Genomic DNA, 18,230 nt, shown 5'->3' with positions numbered 1-18,230 from the left:
AATACTGGCTTTTTCGCATGCCTATCCAATCGTTTAAGACAACATCAACTCAAGCAGACAGTCGACGAGATCCTTCTCGAGTTCGAGTGCTTGCAATTGGTGCATCATGTTGACCGGGTCGAGTTTTTGTGACAATAGACGGTACAAACGATCTTTCAGGTCATAGCTGATTTCCGCTTGGTCGAGGAATGCATACAACCGGTCCATCTTGTTCTCGTTCGTCGAGATCTCGACTTGGAGTGACAACGTGATCGTATCCGTCACTTCACCGAGTTCGACACGAAGGGACTGCGTCGCATGATCATAGACGCCGGTGACACTCTCTCCGTCGCGCTGAACGTATCCTTCACGGACTCCACGTAAGATCAATGTAATCGAGCGGTTTTCAGGTAGCAAGTCACGGTGTCCGGTTGGTGCCGCGATCGTCAGCTCACGTGCTTCCCAGTCGAGCGCAAACGTCGTCTCGACGTTGACACCATCGCGGTGCGCGACACCTGTACTGTCATCTTCAAACAACGTAAAGCGGTTCGATGCTCCCGGGAAGACGACGACTTCGAGATCCTCTGGATTATGCAGGGCATTCGACTGTTCGAGATGACGACCGAGTGGCACGATCGCACCGGCTTTTGCGAGTACACCTTGGTCTTCGAGATAACGGAACAGACGGATTTGTTTGCCGCCACGGTATCGATGCCCGTTGAAGAAATCGAACCATTCGCCTTCCGGCAACCAAGCGGTTGTCGCCGTCATGTGCAGTTTCCGATGCATTGGTGTGACCATCGGTGCGACAATCAGTTCTGTTCCGAAGTAGAACTGGTTCGGGACGTTATACGCTTGATCGTCTTCCGGATGTTCATAATACATCGGTGAGACGAGTGGCAAACCGTCAAAGTGATTGCGGGCATTCATCGTGTAGATATACGGTACGAGCTGGTGCCGGAGCTGCAGGTACTTCTTCATGACGTTCGCCGCATCGGTCGAATAACGCCATGGTTCTTTCCCGTTAAAGATGCTCATCGTACTGTGCAGGCGCATGATTGGACTGAAGACGCCATACTGAAGCCAACGCGTCGATAACTCGTCATCCTTTTCCCCACGCTGGTGTCCCCCAATATCATGGCTCCACCATCCGTAGCCAATGTTTGACGCCGTCGCCGTGAAATACGGCTGGAATTGGAGCGATGCCCACGAGATGATCGTATCGCCCGAGAAACCAACCGGATAACGATGACTTCCGGGTCCCGCGTAACGTGAGAAGATCAGTGGTCGATTGCCATCGCGGGCGATATCAAGTGCGTGGTAATGATTGAGCATCCAAAGTGGATCAAGCCCCTTCATCTTCGAGTTCGCACCCTGTTGCCAGTCGATCCACCAGAAGTCAACGCCATCTGCCTCGTGCGGATGATGCAGCTTCGTGAAGTAGTTCTCGATGAACGTCCGGTCCGAGAAATCGAATGGGATTCGGACATCCGATTCGGGATCGACGCCCATCGCGACCGCCATCGCCTCGTATGCTTCTTCAAACCCACGCACACCGTCCGCCGGGTGCAAGTTGAGCGTGACCATCCGGTCGTCATCCTTCAACCATTGCAAGAATCCACGTGGATCCGGGAATAGATCACGGTTCCACGTATAGCCCGTCCAGCCACTTCCGTAGCGTTCCGGGATATCGGTGACGTGCCAGTCCATATCGATGACACTGACCGAGAATGGAATGTCTTCTGTCTTGAAGCGCGTCATCAAATCCTTGTATTCCTTCTCACTATAACGCCAGTAGCGACTCCACCAGTTGCCGAGTACCTGACGTGGTAACATCGGTGTCGGTCCTGTCAGGTGGTAGAAGTCACGCAGTGCCTGTTTGTAGTCGTGACCGTATCCGAAGTAATAGATGTCATGCGTACCGGAGCGTCGCGGTTCAACGAAGTGGTCTTCCGTCAGGACGAACGCGTTCGAGTCGTCGATCGCTGCGTAACCTTGTCGGGAGACAATTCCTTCTTCGAGTGGGATGACGCCGTCCGCATGGTCAAGCGTCCGTGCCGTTCCTTTTAACGTCCGGAGCGGTCCGCCGAACGTATAGCGGCTGTAGTAGGTACTGAAGTTCCCTAAGACATCGATATAGAATGTGTTCGCAGCGAACGGTCCCTTCGTATAATGCAGATGGACGTGCTCGGTGATGATTTGCAATTCTTCCTCGTTTTCGACGATGCGGTAAGCAGGTACCGGGAAATCACGATTGAAGACCGTTTGGGTCGGTCGATCCTCGAACTGTCCATCCGCCGCGTACTCGAGCCGGATCATCCGACTCGTTAAGACCGTGAAACGGTAGACATCTCCTTGGATGATGGCGTCTGGTCGTGCTTGTGGTTTCATGTCGCGCGTGTAGAAATGGGATTCATCAATTGTTCGCATACGGGTTCGGGACTTACGCCCCTTTCACTTCCTTCCAGGCTAAGTAGTGTGCAACCGATTACACATCTAGTGTATAAGAGTTCATGTTCCCACTTCAAGGAAGAATCAACCCAAAAATGTCCCGCACCTGAAAATCGATGCGGGACACTCGGTCATAATAAGGGTGAAATCAAACGTGAGAGTGACTCAAAAATCCGGAAGCGGAGCGGTCGTTTGACGTAATCATTCGATGATAACTGAATCGAAACGTCAAAATCAGCGATGAAGTCACGCTCGAGCTGCTCGGTGCTTTCCGTGTCGTACAGGAACGCCATCAGTTCATAATTGAGAACAAAACTGCGAATGTCCATGTTTGCCGTTCCGACGGCACCGATCTTCCCGTCGACGAGAAACAACTTCGCATGGATGAAGTGACGGTTGTACGTATAAATTTTGACGCCGTCCTTCAAGAGTGGTCCGAAGTAGGAACGGGTACCGTAATAAGACGTAAAACTATCGCCTTTCCCCGGTGTCAGGATGCGGACGTCGAGCCCGGCACGTGCTGCGAGCCGAAGCAAGGTCATCGTCTCATTGTCCGGAATCAAATACGGTGTCGCAATCCAGATGGAGCGTTGTGCTGCGATGATTGCGGCAATCAAGGCATTACGAATCGCGGGATCCTTCGAAGTCGGTCCGCTCGTGACGATTTGAATCGCTCCGTCTGACGCCACGTCATGTTTCGGGAAGTACTGATGGATCGTCTCGTCACCCGCAAACGTCTCCCATGTGTCACCCGATTCGATTTGGGCATAGATCCAGTCGTCGAGGAACGTCGCTTGTAATTCCTTGACGGCGCGTCCTTCGAGCCGTAAATGCGTATCGCGCCAAAAGCCGAACTTCTTACTCTTACCGTCGTACTCATCCCCGACGTTCAAACCACCGGTGAAGCCGACTTTTCCATCAACGACGACGATTTTCCGGTGATTGCGGAAGTTCGCTGTGAAGATGAACAAAGGACTTGAGATCGGATCATAGGCTGCGATATGTGCTCCAGCGTCGCGTAGCGGACGCAAGAAGTTCTCACCGAGCATATAGCTTCCAAGTCCGTCATACATGAACCGGACCGTCACACCGGCTTCGAGTCGCTCAATCAATGCTTCCCGGATCGCCTTGCCTGTCTCATCATTCCGATAGATGTAATACTGGATGTGGACGTGATGCTGCGCTTGACGAATCGCGTCAAGAATCGCCGGGAACGTCTTTTCCCCGTTCGTCAGAATCTCACTTGATGTATGAACGTCCACCCCGCCACCACCGAAGTTGCGAATCGTGTTCGCAAGCTTCAAGTGATTCGGTGGCAACTCACTGACGGCAAGCGACCGGACTGGACGAATTGCTTGTTTGAGCAATTTTCGTTCGTCATGCGAACGACGATTCCGGCGACGACGCCGTGGATTCCGACCGAACATCAACCAAATCACGACACCGAGAATCGGTAGGAAGATCAGGACGAGAAACCAAGCGATCGTTGATTCCGCTGTCCGGTTTTCAATGAAAATGATCATGATGACGGCGAGCGGCACGACTGTCGCTGAAATCGTTAAGACATAAAATAAATAGCCGAGTTGATATAGTCCCCAAATGATGCCCCCGGCGACTAAAAATACGAGTGCGAATTGTAAAATCCGGTTGCGCACAGACCTTCCTCCTTCAATTAACATACCTTCACTAGTATTCTTTCCCCATTTACTATGAAAATATAACAAAAAAGAGAAACCGCAGATACGGTTTCTCGAAAGATTTACCTCTTATAGAAAGTTTTCTTCGTACATCTCGCGACCAGGAATTGGATCATTCAGTGACGCCCAGTCCGTTTCATCTGCTTGGACGAGACACGCATCGAATAATGCTTCGAGCTTCTCTTGCTCCAGTCCGATTCCGATTAAGACGAGCTCGGTCCGTCGATCTTCGTCTGATGCAAAACGACCAGCGTATTCCATGTTCGACGCATATCCTGCTTGGTGGAACAACAGTGCCATCTCAGGACGGGTTGCGAGGAACAAGAAGCCTTTCGCCCGGACGACTTCTTGCGGCCAGTCTTCGATCAAGGCAAGCAAGCGCTCCGGGTGGAACGGCACGTCGCGCTTGTAGACGAACGAGCTGATCCCGTACTCTTCCGTTTCCGGAATATGTTCTTCCGCATTCAACTCACGGATCCAGCCGGCACTTGCTGCCGCTTGTTCAAAATCAAATAGATCAACGTCTAAAATCTCTGCCGGATCGACTTGAGCATATGTTGTCTCGATCAAACGAGCAACTGGATTTAATGCCTTTAGATAACCGATAACGGTATGGCGTTCTTCCGGTGTCAGGCGATCGACTTTATTTAAGACGATGATGTCTGCAAACTCAACTTGATCGACGAGTAGATCGACGACTTCGCGCACGTCTGTCTCATCGACGGCCTGTTTCCGCTCAATCAACGATTCACCAGACTCAAAGTCCTTTAGGAAACGGTATCCATCGATGACCGTGACCATCGCGTTGATTTTCGTGACTTGTGATAAGTCGATTGCACTGTCCGGATCTTCGTACGTGAAAGTCTGGGCGACCGGAATCGGTTCCGAAATACCACTCGACTCGATGACGATACCGTCAATATCTCCTTGGTCGACGAGGCGTTTGACTTCAAGCAATAAATCATCGCGTAACGTGCAGCAAATGCAGCCGTTCGAGAGTGTGACGAACGACTCTTCCGTCCGCGAGAATCCGCCTTGCTCAATCAATGCCGCGTCAATGTTGACCTCACTCATGTCGTTGACGATGATCGCGAGGCGGCGTCCTTCGCGATTATGTAGTAAATGGTTCAATAGTGTCGTTTTACCGGATCCTAAGTAACCGGATAAAACCGTGATCGATATCGGTTGCATCATCATTCATCTCCTAAAACGTAATCATTACGTTTTATAGAGTAACCGACTTTTTACCTGACGTCAATCGGAATGATTTCGATTTATTTCATTAAAAAAAGCCGACAAGCGTCGACTCAAGGAATAGACGGGGCTAACTCCAAAAGAGAATGACGCGTCTTTTCACGCCCTTTCCTTAGGCGAGACACAAGCCAGTTTTCCTGCTTCATTCAAGCAAGAAAGCGGGTCTTGTTTGTCTCTGACAGCGCATAATGCGCTTGTTCCTGTAGGAGTGGCGTGTGACGCGTCATTCTTTTTGTTATGAGATAGGGGATTATTCTGCCACCCCTATCTTTGTAGAAACTGACTTTAGAGTCAGCTCCGTCAGTGTTCCGAAGCACGAGAAAAGAAACGTTTTGTAAGCTCGGAATCGCTTCTTAGGGAAAACAAGCAGGAGCGACCCTGCAACGAAGTAAAGCAGCGCGATGCTTGTCCCAGGAAAACGATTCGAGAGAAAAATGCGCAACCTTACCGCTGAGTTTGAATCGGTAAATCCCATGTCGTCCCGATCAAATCGGTGATCCGCTCTGCTGCCTCATGCGAAAAGCCAGCGATCGTATAATGATTCGTATCCGCAATCACATGATACATCCCGTTCGGTAAACTGTCGGCGAACGCAGCGTGAGCCACATTGATTTGTTCGGTCAATGCCGGGTTCAACCAACTTTCCGGCATACCACCTGCCCAGTTCGAAGCGGACAGGACGAGGACCGGCTGTGTCACGTCTTCGAGCAACGAAAGAATCAGCTGATTGTTCTCTTCGACCGATTGCCACTCGTCGAGTGTTCCCCGCCAATGTCCAGGCGCCGCAAAATGCCGCCACATTGGTAATTGATCGGCTTCCGGTAAGACACTGAACATCTTTTTTCCTAGACGGTCAGGAATCATCCAGGCGATCGGTCGGACGTGACTAAGGAAATAGAGGAATCGATTCCACTCCTCTTGTGTTCGTTCGTACCAGTTCGGTAATGCCGCATCGACATCCGGATGCGACGGATCGAGCAAGACGATGCCACGCGTCTCGTCTGCAAATAGGCGTCCACTTGCAAGCGAGATATAGGCTCCGAGCGAGTGACCGATGAAGACATATGGTCCTTCGACACGAAGCATCCGTAAGACGTCCGCGAGCTCATCTGCTTGATGCGAAAAAAGTCGTTTACTTTTGCCACGACTCGAACGACCGTACCCGAGACGCGAATATTCAAAGACCCGTCCCCGTTTTAACAATTCAGTCCGTAACCAGCCCCACTGGTGTCGATTCGACATCATTCCGTGATCGAGGACGAATGTGACGTCCCCACTTCCAGTCAGCCGGGTATCAAAGCGACCGGCTGATGTTTCAACGATATATTCCATACACTATCCCTACTTCCATTCATTCAAATAACGAGATCTCTAGCTCGTACCCAAGGATGTTCAAGTAATCAAATAACTGGGATCGATGATGATAGAGATGCACGGCTGCTTCAATTGCCCAGCCATTCATCGAGTCGGTAACCCCCCAGTACGTCGGACGCGTCGAAAATCCGGTCGTGACTTTTTCTTGATAGACAGAAAACGCATGATCGATTCGCTCTGATAACTGATCGCGCGGAACCGGTGTCGCATAAAACGACTGCATCGCTTCAGCCGTCGCCCCGTCTGCGATCATCAAATCGGCTTCGAGTAACACAGCGAGATGGACAGCGACTTCACCGACGGTCCGTTTCCCGGGAATTGGTCGCGCGTTCCAGTCCTGTGCTTCAATCTTTTCAAACAGCGCTTTCGACGTCTTTACACCAATACTGACATGACGAACGAGGGCATGTTCCCAGTCAGTCATGTGCTTTTCCCCAATCGATCGCACGTTGTTCGAGCTCCTTGACGAACGCATCCTTACCATTGATATAGGCTTCGATATCAAGCGGATTTGTTGTCGCTAACTGTTGTTTTAATGCCCCATAAGCAGCAGCTTCTTCTGGATGGGTACGTAAGTAGTCCCTGAAGACGAGATGACGCTTGATTTCTGGATTTCCCACCGCATAGAGATGGATGTGATGCGTCCGTTCGTCGCCGCCTTTTCGATAATAGCGGCGTCCCGGCATCCCGAATTCACCCTTCGCCTCGTAACCGAGCGCTTTCATCTGTGCGTCGAACTGCTCGATCCCCTCGAGCGTATCGACGACGGGTAGGATATCGATGATCGGTTTTGCTGCGAGTCCCGGAACTGATGTACTTCCCATATGATGAATGCTATGTAGACGTGCCCCAAACACGTCTCGTAATTGTCCCGCTTCTCGTGCGTATTCACTCGCCCATTCTGATTGATACGGTAACACAATAACTTGTCGCATGGTCGTTTCCCCCTCTCAATTCAGTATGCCAGTTTTTGGGGTAAAACAAAACGACCATCCATTTTGGAGGTCGTTGATGTTAGAGAGTCGTTAATCCGTTAAATAATCATACAGTTTCGCAGGTCCACCAAGTCGAAGATCAGCGATGATATGCTGGGCATCGACGATCTTCCGAACAGGGAAGTCAGCGAGTGGTGCCATGACATGTTCGAATAACTGAAGTCGCGCCGGTCCACGATATGCTTCTTTAATCTCAAGATCCGTGATTTGACTCCGCGTCAGTTCGGAGATAATCAACTCGCCTTGATAACCGCGATGTTGTTTGAGCATGAATTGCGGCGCACCGATGATTGATTGTGCTTCTTCAACTGCCATCGGAATATACTTGTATCCCATCGTCGCTTGGGCGACACGGAGTGAATGGTAGTCAAGCGTTCCAACGAGTACATCATTATCGAGATAAAGCCGGGGTGAGCCATACTTCTTCGGAAAAGCAGCCACTTCACGACCAGAGGCGATCGCCGGCTGATTGTTGACATACATCGAGAGGTAAAACTCACCGACCTCTCCTTGATACCGAACCGGAATGACTTGCCCGCACTCGAGATAACTCCCAAGACCCGTGCTATCCGGCATGTTGATGATCTCAAACTTGATCTGATTACTCAGCACCTCGAGCGGTTCCGGAACGACTGCTTGTAAGGCTTCGATGTCCGTCTCATAGATGATGTTCAAGTATTCCCGATTCCGAAAGAAGATATCGACCGCCGGAAAGACCGGTGCATTGATCGGTGTCGCGACGATATTTTTTACATCTTCCTGTCTCATCTGAATCCCTCCTTCATGCGTTTAACAATGCGGCAAAGCGTGCGACACTTGTTTCAAAATTTGGAACCGTCTTCGCTGCTTGCGCTTCTTCGACGATTTCTTGAATGAGTGAGTTGAATGGTGTTTTGATATCGTATGTGTTGCCATACATCGTGACGATCCCATTGATGAAACGAATTTCGGTCGGTTGCCCTTTTTGTAAGTCCTGCAACATGCTTGCTTCTAAGTCACGCGACCCGTGCATCAATTGTGGCACGGTGCTCAGTTTTTCATCGATAGCGTCTAGTGTTGCGTAAGCTGCCGGCTCAAACGTACTCATCGGTGCGAATATGATGCCGTGGGCGTGACCGACTTCAACGACTTCCTGCATCGTATGGATCGCTGCCCGTAACAAGACCGGATGATCGAGAACGTCGCCATACGTACCGTTACACGCAGCGGATAACCCACTAAACGTACTATTGATGACGAGTTTTGACCATTTCGTTCCCGGTAGATTATCAGAGATTTCCGTCCCACCGATGTGATCAAGGATTTCCTTCAAGTGAATGATTCGGTCCGTCTTCTTGCCGTCCAGTTCACCGATTTGCATCGCATACGTCTTGAAGTGCTCGTAATCCGATGTCAGACGTGACTCACCTGGTCCGACGTATGTCGCTCCGAACTCGACGGATCCCGCAATGATACGTTCGCGTGGAATCTGTTGTTGAATGAATTCTTCTGGTACACCGTTTTGTAAGGAGACGAGAATACCGTCTTCCTTCAAGATCGTCCGGACTTTCGCCAGGACCGGTTCATTGTAGACCTGTTTCGTCAGCAACAATACGATATCGTACATCTCCGTGATGTCATCCGGATGCATCGCATGGACGGCTTGCGTCAAATCTGGTCCAATGACATGCGCGCCTGTTGTGTTTAGCGCTTCGATATGTGCGCGATTCGTATCGATCAGATCGACACCCGCATACTGTTGACTCAAATAAGCTCCCATGATGGTTCCTAGTGATCCTGCTCCGTAAATTCCGATTTTCATATCTATCACCTCTGGTATTTACGATATACTGGTTTCATCATAAACAGAAATATATATATTTATATATTTTAATAACCTATAGGTTATGTTAGGAGGATATCATGGAACTCTTACATTTGAATTATTTTCGTCACGTCGCGGAGGAATTGAACGTGACGCGTGCTGCCGAACGATTATTCATCAGCCAACCCCGCCCTCAGTGCGACGATCAAAAAACTAGAACGTGAATTGAACACGACGTTGTTTCATCGAAAAGGCAGAACGATCAGCTTGACCGACAATGGACGACTTCTGCTGCAATCAGTCGAAAAAATCGAACACGAGCTGACACGGGTCCAGGAACGCATGGCGCGAAATGATGCCTCTACCGAAACACCACTCAGTCTTGCCAGTTCGCACGGTCGCTTCATCCAATTAATCCTACGGGAATTTCTCTTGCCGCAGACTGCGCCTTTGTTCAACTCGGACATCCTCTCGAATCGCGACATTTTAAGTGGCCTGCTCCATCAAGAATTCCATTTCTCGATCAGCTTCATGGAACTCAAGCATCCGCTCATTACGAGCGAACCGATCGTGGAAGAGGAGATTGTCATCACCTATCCTGCTTCCTATTCAGAGAAAGAAGCGATCACGGCGCTCTATGCGGACGCAACGGAGACTGCCTTTTTATTTCCCTCTCACAATAAGGATTACAACCGCTTCATCCAATTGAAGATGGCGGAACTGAACATTTATGCCGATACCACGCACTATATTGATGACGTCTCGCTGCAACTCGCCTTACGTCAGCAACGGTATTTCAGCTTCGTTCCTGTCTCCGTCTGTCGCGAGATGGGGCTACCCTTCATTACGGACGATGTGTTTACCGTTACGTCACGACTCTACATGTCGCACGTGACGAACCAATTAACAGTCGAGCAAGCAACCATCTATGAACGCATTAAACGGTTTCTGCTCTCACAACGCACATATCTAGCCAAATAAAAACGGATGTCTGCATGTGCAGACATCCGTGTGACATGTTACTTCGTGATGAAGTAACGCGATTGATCGAGATGATCCTTCGCTGTATAGATGTTGAGTTTGTACGAGCCGTTCGTCAATGCCTTACGCATCTTCAAGACATAGTTCCCGTGCTGATCCGCCACGTCTTGAGCAATCAATTGATAACCAGCTTCTGTTTTTTGGTAGAGGCGGACGATTTGTCGTTTTTCGACTTTACCTGTCAACGTCTTTTTGCCTGACCATTTTTTGACCGGATACGTGTTCTTGATCGTGAACGACGCCTTTTTCGTGATCTTGTTCGAGATGTCTGTCGACTTGACCGTGTACGTACCTGTCGTTAGACCGTTCTGGACCGCAATCTTGAAACCACTTGCCGTCGTTTTCGCTTTCGCGATCTTCGTTGATCCTTTATAGAGCGTCACGTCAAGACCTTCCGTTGCTTTACCGCGGAGGACCGTCGATCCGTAGACTGCTGACTTTTTATCGATTGCTGGTATCGCAACGACACCTGTTCCGACTGTGACGTTCGTTTCTGTCTTCATGAAGCTGAGTTCAGAGACGATCGTCAACTTGTCACGCAATTTGAGCGGACGTGTTCCGACTTCGTATTGACCCGCTTCGTTTGCTGTTGCTGTACCGAGGACTTTATCGCCAAGTTTAACTGTGATTGTTGCGCCCGGAACTGCCTGACCAGTAACGACTTTCGCACCTGGTTTAACTGCTTTTGCCGAGACCGTGAAGTCTTTCATCGGCACGTTCATGTTGAATTTAAGGAAAGTTCCTGTCTCACCTGGACGTGTTTCACCTGTGTTCGTGATTCCTTCATACCGCTTGACGTACGGTGCAGCTGCAACCGCTGAATCAAAGCTGACCGTCATCGGCTTACTTGCGACGAGTGACCAGTTGTCATCGGCTTTATAATCAACCGGTTGTTTCGCTTTGATATAGTCCGAGATGACGTTACGTGTTTCGTAAGCCGATTTGTAGACGATATTTTGACCTTTCCCAAGACCCGGGAACGTCGCACTACCAGCGCGGTAGTTGTTCGTCGCAACGAGGAATTCTTGGTCGTCTGTGATTGCTTTGCCTTGATACTTGATGTTTTGGACGCGGTTGTCACCTTTAAATTCCTTCGATAAGTCACCATTATAGTCAAACTTCGCTGGTTTCGTGATATCAATTTCATACGTCAATCCATCGAGGATATCGAAGTTGTAGCTACGGAAATCTTTGTTCAACAAGTTCGTTTGCTCACCGCCGACTTGGTTGAACTGACCGGCTGACATTTCGAGCCAGTCTTTGACGTCAGCACCTGTTACTTTGACGACTTCGAGTGTATTCGGATAAACATAGAGATCGGCGACGTTCTTGAGTGCGATTGGTCCTTTTTTGATCAATGTATAATCGGATGCGTTGACTTGGTTACGACCACCAGTCTTGAATGGTGCACCTGCTGACAACAACGGGAGATCTTTATATTTCGCGAGATCGGCATTTTCTTTGAGTTGTTTCTCGACATACCATTTCTGAGCGTTCGTTACGAACTGAACTGAATCATCGTCTTGCGCGAGAGCGAAGAAACTTTGGATGTCGTCATTAATCGTTCCGACTTCTTGACGAATGTACGCGAGTGTTCCTTCATGTGCTTTTTCAATCAACTTGACGGCACCGGCATCTGCTGTCGTGTCTTTCGTCACGTCCGCTAGTTTCGCACCTGACGTATCAACGACCCATTTCCCGTCGACTTGCTTCAACTCAAGATCGATGACACCGACGTTCTTTCCTTGTGTGTTTGCCATGACGACTGGTTTACCATTGATTAGACCTTTTTCTTTATCAACATTCGGCAATTTATTGAACGCTGAATCGACTGCCGGGAACTTTCCGTGCTGATGACCTGTCATCAAGACATCGATGTCTGCAACTTTTGTCAATGCGTAGCCGACATTCTCATCGCCGTCTTTTTGATCCGTCGTATCCCCGATACCTGTGTGTGCGAGTGCAACGACGACGTCTGCGCCAGCATCTTTTAATTTCTTCGCTGTTGCTTTAGCAGTCGGGATGATATCTTCAGCCGTGACTTTCCCTGTCAGGTTCCCCGCATCCCATGCCATGATTTGTGGCGTGACGACTCCGAACACACCCACCTTGACTGTTTTCATGTCACCGTTCTGGTCCTTGACTTGACGTTCGATGATTTGATAGTCTTTTCCATCTTTGTTGTAGTCCGCGACGATCGGCTTTTTCGTGACTGCATCCAATACGTTCGAGTTGACGAACTTGATTGAACCGCTCGAAGCACTCATCGCTGACTTAAGGAAATCAAGACCGAAGTTGAATTCATGGTTTCCGAGCGTGACCGCATCATAACCGAGGTATTCCATCAATTCGTACATCGGATGTTTGCCTTTGTTTCCTTTGTCGTACTGGTTCTTCACGTAATCACCGAATGGCGTTCCTTGAAGTGTATCCCCGTTATCGAATAAGAAACTGTTCGTTGCGCCCACTTCAGTTTGTTGCTGTTTAATGACCGTAGCGGCTTTGACGAGACCAATCGTTTCGTCCTGCGCATCCTTGAAGTAATCGTAGTTCATTGAGTTCGTATGTAAATCCGTTGTTTCTAGGAAGCGTAACTTGACGACACTGTTGTCGGCAGCAAGTGTCTTGACTTGAACGACTGGTACGAGCATCGGTGCGATCAACGTCGACGCGATGACGAGTTTCGTAGCTTTTTTCATATGGATTTCCCCCCAGGATGTTTTGACTGCTTCATTAATTTAGCATGGTTCGATTATAGCTAATAGTCCTTTCAAATAGGTCGGACATCCGTCTTATTTAACCCACTTAACCAATTCCAAATACTGGCTTAACATTGTTTGTTTTACCTTTACAAACCAAGTTTGAATGGTAAAAAAAGGCGTCTTACACCGTTGTATAATTCATACAAAAAAACGATACTTTCTCAGACCAAAATCCTGAAAAAGTATCGTTTTAACTAATGTAGAACGTAATTGTTCATTCTCGACTCCTACAGGAAAAGAAAGCATGTTCTTCACTTTCGTCAGGGTCAGGTGAGACCGGGTAGACGAAACGTAGTTTAGGATACCGCGGCCTACCTCCCGCCTGCGGAAAGCGAGAATGACAGCAACGTTCGTAGATTGGATTCATGGCATAGGATTTTCACCACTCCACGTCCCCTTACACCGTTTTCTCTGGTTTCCGTCGGACGACGTAACCGAGAATTCCAGCAAGTAACGCAAGTCCTGTGGCATAAAGTACTGTCCAGCCTGCGGTTTGTTGAGCGAATTCGAATAAGACGTCACTCCGCCATTTCATCGCGAACTGAACGTATGAAGCCTGACTGACGATGAAGCTGATCACACCAATCGTGATCGCAAAGACGAACGGATCGATAATCGACTTGAAGCTTCGGATGCTACAGACGAAGTAGATCGCGAACGTTACCAGCAATAATACCCAATACCCACTCTCACTCGAGACATTCGGTGGCGTCGCTCCTGCAGATTCCGCATCAATCACTTGAATCGTCTGCCGCGCGACACCGTAATCAACAGGGTCGAGCTTCAATTGTGTTGCTGACAAATCCGGACGTTCTCCACCGAGTAACGTCAACAATTGTTCTGTCACCCGGTCCGTATCGATCCCATCGACGACTTTTTGGATCGAGTCATTAAGCTGATCCGTTGAGGTCTCCCCGTTCAACATCGAGACCGGGATTTCCGCGTTCGCTCCAAGAACGTCTGCTTGATACACGACCTGTCCGCCGTGGATCCAGTCGTACATTCCGCCACTTCCGGCGTTTAGACTCGCGACGGTCAACGCCGTCCGTAGTGAGGAATCACCGTCATACGCCGCTTCGTCCTGCACCGTAAAGACGAGTTGGAGCGTACTTGCGAGCATCAAAATCAGTAAGCTGGCACGTCCGGCAGCTGTCAGACCGGATAACTTTTGCGGGAAGAACGCCATCCAGCCAAGTAAACTGACGACGAGAAGCGGTAGGATCCCACTCATCGCATAGCCATCTTGTAACGAGAGAAACGGCACGTCGTTTCCGCGTCCGGCAAGGACGAACCAGATGATTCCGACCGTTAAGAAGAAACTGATCGATCGAATCGTCCACCCGAGACGACTTGCCTTAATCCGTAAAACCAAAAATAACAGGACGATCAAACCGATGCCAAAAACGGAATAGAGTAACGTGCCGTAAGAGACATCGAACGTAAGTGGTGCGAGGACCTGTTTTAAGTCGATCCCAAACAACGATAAGACATCACCGGCAGAACTCGCATCAAGTACCTGATTGATGATTCCTTCCCGAACTGCGCTCGGCATCGTGATTGACAGTCCACCGACGAACAAGAGCATGAGAGAGACCGTGATGTCTGCATCTTTCCAGGAGACGTCCGCCTGTTGCATCTGCGTCACGAGATCTTGATAGTCTGAGGATGAAGTGATTTGTGAAGTCAAAAATGCCATCACGCCATAGATGACACCGAAAAAGATGAGACCGATAAGGACGCCAAACAGGACATCCCAGACGGAAAACCGTCGTTGTTTCCTTTCTTGCCTTGACTCCATCCCATTTCCTCCTTTTTATGTCTGATGTTTGAATATTCCTGCTACAGCGAAACCAAAAACATCAAATTCGTTCAACAGCCATTATATCCCACTTTTTCTCCGACTGTCTCCATCGATTTCCAAAACAAAAACCGACTTCTCAAAATGAGAAGCCGGTTGAACGATCAGGTGCCATGGTATTTTTTTCTCTATTAGATGCCTTCGTACGCTTGTTCCATGATCGTCCGTAATTCAGCAACAAGCGGCATCTTTGGATTCGCTGTCGTACATTGATCTTCGAAAGCATCAACTGCCATCTTGTCGAGTTTTGCCTCGAAGTCTGCTTTTTGAATGCCTTGCGCCTTGAATGACATCTTGATGTTGAGACGTTGTCCGAGATCGGCAACTGCTTGAATGAGTGATTCGACCCCTTGTTCCGTCGTTGCTGCCGGAAGACCGAGGTAGCGTGCGATGTCGGCATACCGTTCATCGGCAACGAATGATTCATATTTCGGGAATGCTGCTAGTTTTGTTGGACGTGACGCGTTATAGCGAATGACGTGCGGCATCAGGATCGCGTTCGTCCGTCCGTGTGGCGTGTGGAATTCACCACCGATTTTGTGCGCGATCGAGTGGTTGATTCCAAGGAAGGCGTTCGCGAATGCCATCCCTGCCATCGTTGACGCGTTATGCACTTTTTCGCGTGCTTCGGCGTCTGATCCGTTAGCATATGCTCGTGGCAAGTACTCAAAGATCATCTTGATTGCTTTCAGTGCCAGTCCATCCGTGTAGTCGTTTGCAAGCACCGAGACGTATGCTTCTGTCGCATGCGTCAAGACATCCATTCCGGTATCAGCAGTGATCGAAGCTGGAACGGTCATGACGAATTCCGGATCAACGATTGCGACGTCAGGTGTCAATGCATAGTCAGCAATCGGGTATTTGACATTTTTCTCTTTATCCGTGATGACGGTGAACGGTGTCACTTCTGAACCTGTACCAGAAGTCGTCGGAATCGCGACGAACTTCGCTTGACGACCAAGTGTCGGGAATTGATACGCCCGTTTGCGAATATCGAGGAATTTTTGACGTAAGTTCGAGAACGTTTCGTTCGGTTGTTCGTAGAAGAGCCACATTCCTTTTGCAGCATCCATTGCTGAACCACCACCAAGAGCAATGATCAAGTCAGGCTTGAAATCACGCATCGCTTGAGCACCTGTCTGAACAGTCGTCACCGATGGATCTGGTTCGACTTGGTCGAAGATCCGGTAACTGACGGACTGTGGTAAGTTTTGAATTACTTTATCGGCATACCCGAACTGTACCATCGTTGGATCAGTCACGATCATGACACGTGAGACGTCTGTCATCGACCGCAAGTACTGAACAGAGTTCTTTTCGAAGTAGATTTTTTCAGGAACCTTGAACCATTGCATGTTCACGCGTCGTCTCGCCACCTTCTTGACGTTGAGTAAGTGCTTCGCTGTCACGTTTTCAGATACAGAGTTTTTCCCGTATGATCCGCAACCGAGTGTCAATGATGGTGTCAACTCGTTGTACAGATCACCGATCCCACCGTGAGCAGATGGACTGTTGACAAGGATCCGGCAGGCTTTCATGCGGAGTCCGAACGCTGTCATCAAATCATCGTTCGTCGTATGAATGACAGCTGTATGACCGAGACCACCAATTTCAAGCATCTGTTCGGCAATCGTGAACGCTTCTTCAGTTGATGCAACGCGGTACGCACCGAGGACCGGACTGAGTTTTTCATGAGACAATGGTTCTGCTGCTCCGACGTGCTCGAGTTCCGCGACGAGCATGACCGTTGTTTCCGGAACGTCGATGCCGGCTTTCTCCGCGATCCATGTCGCTGGTTTCCCGACGATGTCCGCATTGACGGCACATGTATCGGTTTTGATGACGAGTGATTCGAGACGTTGTTTTTCTTCCGGTGTACAGAAGTAACAACCGAGTGCTTCCATTTCCGCACGAACCGTCGCATAAATCTCTTGGTCGACGATGACAGCTTGCTCAGACGCACAAATCATTCCGTTATCAAACGTTTTTGAGAGAACGAGATCGCTGACTGCCCGTTTGACTTTCGCTGACTGTTCGATGTAACACGGAACGTTCCCTGGTCCAACACCGAGTGCCGGTTTACCTGTTGAATACGCTGATTTGACCATTCCCGCTCCACCTGTCGCAAGGACCATCGCGATTTTTTCATGGTTCATCAAGACTTTCGTTGCTTCAAGTGATGGTTCTTCGACCCATTGAATACAGTCTTTTGGCGCACCTGCTTTGATGGCTGCGTCGCGGAGTGTTTTCGCTGCTTCAACGGAACAACGTTGTGCCGATGGATGGAATGCGAAGACGATCGGGTTGCGTGTCTTGATCGCAATCAATGCTTTGAACATCGTCGTTGATGTCGGGTTCGTGACCGGTGTGACACCACAGACGACACCGACGGGTTCAGCGATATATGTGATGCCGTTTTGGACATCTTCTTCTAAAATCCCAACTGTTTTTTCATGACGTAGACTGTTGTAGATGTATTCTGTCGCAAAAATGTTTTTAATCATCTTATCTTCAAAGACACCGCGTCCCGTCTCTTCTGCAGCGAGACGAGCGAGTTCGACATGCCGTTCAAGTCCGGCAAGTGCCATATCCCGGACGATCGTATCGATTTTTTCTTGATCGAATGTCAGTAATTCTTGTAATGCACGTTGCCCTTTTTCAACGATTTGTCCAACTGCTTGTTCGACTGGTGTTGCCGTCGATTTTGTTTTTTCTTTCACAGCCATGAGTGGTTTCCTCCCTGTCGTGGAACGAATCTGAGTTTGATTTGCCAACCATTATGTCAGGAATGCCAAGCTGTTTTTCAATAGTTTGTGCTTTCCTTCACAAATCAATCATAACCCCTTTTTCCTGTTTTGTGCATGACCATCCTGTGAATTCCATCACACCTTTGATAGCGTTTACAACTATTGTGCGTTCTTCTTTTTCAACGTTTTGCTTCATGTACATAGATGTGTGCGATTTATCACACCTCGCATTTTCCTGACTTGATAGCCGTTTCATCATCTTGTATTC

12 protein-coding genes and 1 pseudogene are annotated in these 18,230 nt (G+C 49.1%); 2 read left to right on the top strand and 11 right to left on the bottom strand.

From position 1 onward, the window contains the following. Nucleotides 1-33: 33 nt before the first annotated feature. The 8 genes from P401_RS0104315 to P401_RS0104280 all read right to left on the bottom strand — a co-directional run bounded on the left by P401_RS0104315 (nucleotide 34) and on the right by P401_RS0104280 (nucleotide 9,551). On the bottom strand, nucleotides 34-2,409 hold the full coding sequence (locus tag P401_RS0104315; protein WP_029341380.1) for a glycoside hydrolase family 31 protein: 2,376 nt from the start codon (nucleotides 2,407-2,409) through the stop codon (nucleotides 34-36). Nucleotides 2,410-2,561: 152 nt separating this feature from the next. Next, nucleotides 2,562-4,085 (bottom strand): cardiolipin synthase, encoded by a 1,524-nt coding sequence (locus P401_RS0104310; protein WP_029341379.1) that lies wholly within the window; start codon nucleotides 4,083-4,085, stop codon nucleotides 2,562-2,564. 111 nt (nucleotides 4,086-4,196) lie between these two features. Then, a complete protein-coding gene (locus P401_RS0104305) occupies nucleotides 4,197-5,318 on the bottom strand; it encodes a GTP-binding protein (RefSeq protein WP_034786225.1) in 1,122 nt (373 codons plus the stop codon). Between the two features lie 507 nt (nucleotides 5,319-5,825). Beyond that, nucleotides 5,826-6,713 carry an alpha/beta fold hydrolase gene (locus P401_RS0104300; RefSeq protein WP_029341377.1) on the bottom strand — a complete coding sequence of 296 codons (888 nt, stop codon included), beginning with the start codon at nucleotides 6,711-6,713 and terminating at the stop codon, nucleotides 5,826-5,828. 19 nt (nucleotides 6,714-6,732) lie between these two features. Continuing rightward, on the bottom strand, nucleotides 6,733-7,179 hold the full coding sequence (locus P401_RS0104295) for a DinB family protein (RefSeq protein WP_029341376.1): 447 nt from the start codon (nucleotides 7,177-7,179) through the stop codon (nucleotides 6,733-6,735). After that, complete coding sequence (locus tag P401_RS0104290) at nucleotides 7,172-7,690, bottom strand: GrpB family protein (RefSeq protein WP_029341375.1); 519 nt, start codon at nucleotides 7,688-7,690, stop codon at nucleotides 7,172-7,174. The genes P401_RS0104295 and P401_RS0104290 overlap by 8 nt, the downstream gene beginning before the upstream one ends. 90 nt (nucleotides 7,691-7,780) lie before the next feature. Continuing rightward, a complete protein-coding gene (locus P401_RS0104285; RefSeq protein WP_029341374.1) occupies nucleotides 7,781-8,518 on the bottom strand; it encodes an acetoacetate decarboxylase in 738 nt (245 codons plus the stop codon). 13 nt (nucleotides 8,519-8,531) lie between these two features. Then, nucleotides 8,532-9,551: a ketopantoate reductase family protein gene (locus P401_RS0104280; RefSeq protein ID WP_029341373.1), complete on the bottom strand. Its 1,020-nt coding sequence runs from the start codon at nucleotides 9,549-9,551 to the stop codon at nucleotides 8,532-8,534. Nucleotides 9,552-9,652: 101 nt separating this feature from the next. Here P401_RS0104280 and P401_RS18765 point away from each other — a divergent pair. Both P401_RS18765 and P401_RS0104275 read left to right on the top strand, forming a co-directional pair. Further along, a pseudogene (locus P401_RS18765) lies at nucleotides 9,653-9,706 on the top strand (hypothetical protein); the annotation flags it as partial. A gap of 4 nt (nucleotides 9,707-9,710) precedes the next feature. After that, nucleotides 9,711-10,535: a LysR family transcriptional regulator gene (locus P401_RS0104275; RefSeq protein ID WP_029341372.1), complete on the top strand. Its 825-nt coding sequence runs from the start codon at nucleotides 9,711-9,713 to the stop codon at nucleotides 10,533-10,535. Between the two features lie 38 nt (nucleotides 10,536-10,573). On the opposite strand, the gene P401_RS0104270 is transcribed toward P401_RS0104275, so the two are convergent. The 3 genes from P401_RS0104270 to adhE form a co-directional block, all read right to left on the bottom strand. Further along, nucleotides 10,574-13,294 carry a bifunctional 2',3'-cyclic-nucleotide 2'-phosphodiesterase/3'-nucleotidase gene (locus tag P401_RS0104270; RefSeq protein ID WP_029341371.1) on the bottom strand — a complete coding sequence of 907 codons (2,721 nt, stop codon included), beginning with the start codon at nucleotides 13,292-13,294 and terminating at the stop codon, nucleotides 10,574-10,576. 460 nt (nucleotides 13,295-13,754) lie between these two features. Continuing rightward, nucleotides 13,755-15,155 carry a hypothetical protein gene (locus P401_RS0104265; protein WP_029341370.1) on the bottom strand — a complete coding sequence of 467 codons (1,401 nt, stop codon included), beginning with the start codon at nucleotides 15,153-15,155 and terminating at the stop codon, nucleotides 13,755-13,757. A 191-nt stretch (nucleotides 15,156-15,346) separates the two neighbouring features. Beyond that, on the bottom strand, nucleotides 15,347-17,941 hold the full coding sequence (adhE, locus tag P401_RS0104260) for a bifunctional acetaldehyde-CoA/alcohol dehydrogenase (RefSeq protein ID WP_029341369.1): 2,595 nt from the start codon (nucleotides 17,939-17,941) through the stop codon (nucleotides 15,347-15,349). Nucleotides 17,942-18,230: the final 289 nt, after the last annotated feature.

The sequence above is a fragment of the Exiguobacterium acetylicum DSM 20416 genome (genome assembly GCF_000702605.1).
Lineage (GTDB): Bacteria > Bacillota > Bacilli > Exiguobacteriales > Exiguobacteriaceae > Exiguobacterium_A > Exiguobacterium_A acetylicum.
Note: the sequence above shows the minus strand (reverse complement) of the source record. Positions and strands in the feature narration are given on the sequence as shown.

Bases quoted from the DNA above. Each gene is read 5' to 3' on its own strand.
- P401_RS0104290 (WP_029341375.1), bottom strand. From the start codon at position 7,690: ATGCGACAAGTTATTGTGTTACCGTATCAATCAGAATGGGCGAGTGAA.
- P401_RS0104295 (WP_029341376.1), bottom strand. From the start codon at position 7,179: ATGACTGACTGGGAACATGCCCTCGTTCGTCATGTCAGTATTGGTGTA.
- P401_RS0104300 (WP_029341377.1), bottom strand. From the start codon at position 6,713: ATGGAATATATCGTTGAAACATCAGCCGGTCGCTTTGATACCCGGCTG.
- P401_RS0104280 (WP_029341373.1), bottom strand. From the start codon at position 9,551: ATGAAAATCGGAATTTACGGAGCAGGATCACTAGGAACCATCATGGGA.
- P401_RS0104315 (WP_029341380.1), bottom strand. From the start codon at position 2,409: ATGCGAACAATTGATGAATCCCATTTCTACACGCGCGACATGAAACCA.
- adhE (WP_029341369.1), bottom strand. From the start codon at position 17,941: ATGGCTGTGAAAGAAAAAACAAAATCGACGGCAACACCAGTCGAACAA.
- P401_RS0104265 (WP_029341370.1), bottom strand. From the start codon at position 15,155: ATGGAGTCAAGGCAAGAAAGGAAACAACGACGGTTTTCCGTCTGGGAT.
- P401_RS0104285 (WP_029341374.1), bottom strand. From the start codon at position 8,518: ATGAGACAGGAAGATGTAAAAAATATCGTCGCGACACCGATCAATGCA.
- P401_RS0104305 (WP_034786225.1), bottom strand. From the start codon at position 5,318: ATGCAACCGATATCGATCACGGTTTTATCCGGTTACTTAGGATCCGGT.
- P401_RS0104270 (WP_029341371.1), bottom strand. From the start codon at position 13,294: ATGAAAAAAGCTACGAAACTCGTCATCGCGTCGACGTTGATCGCACCG.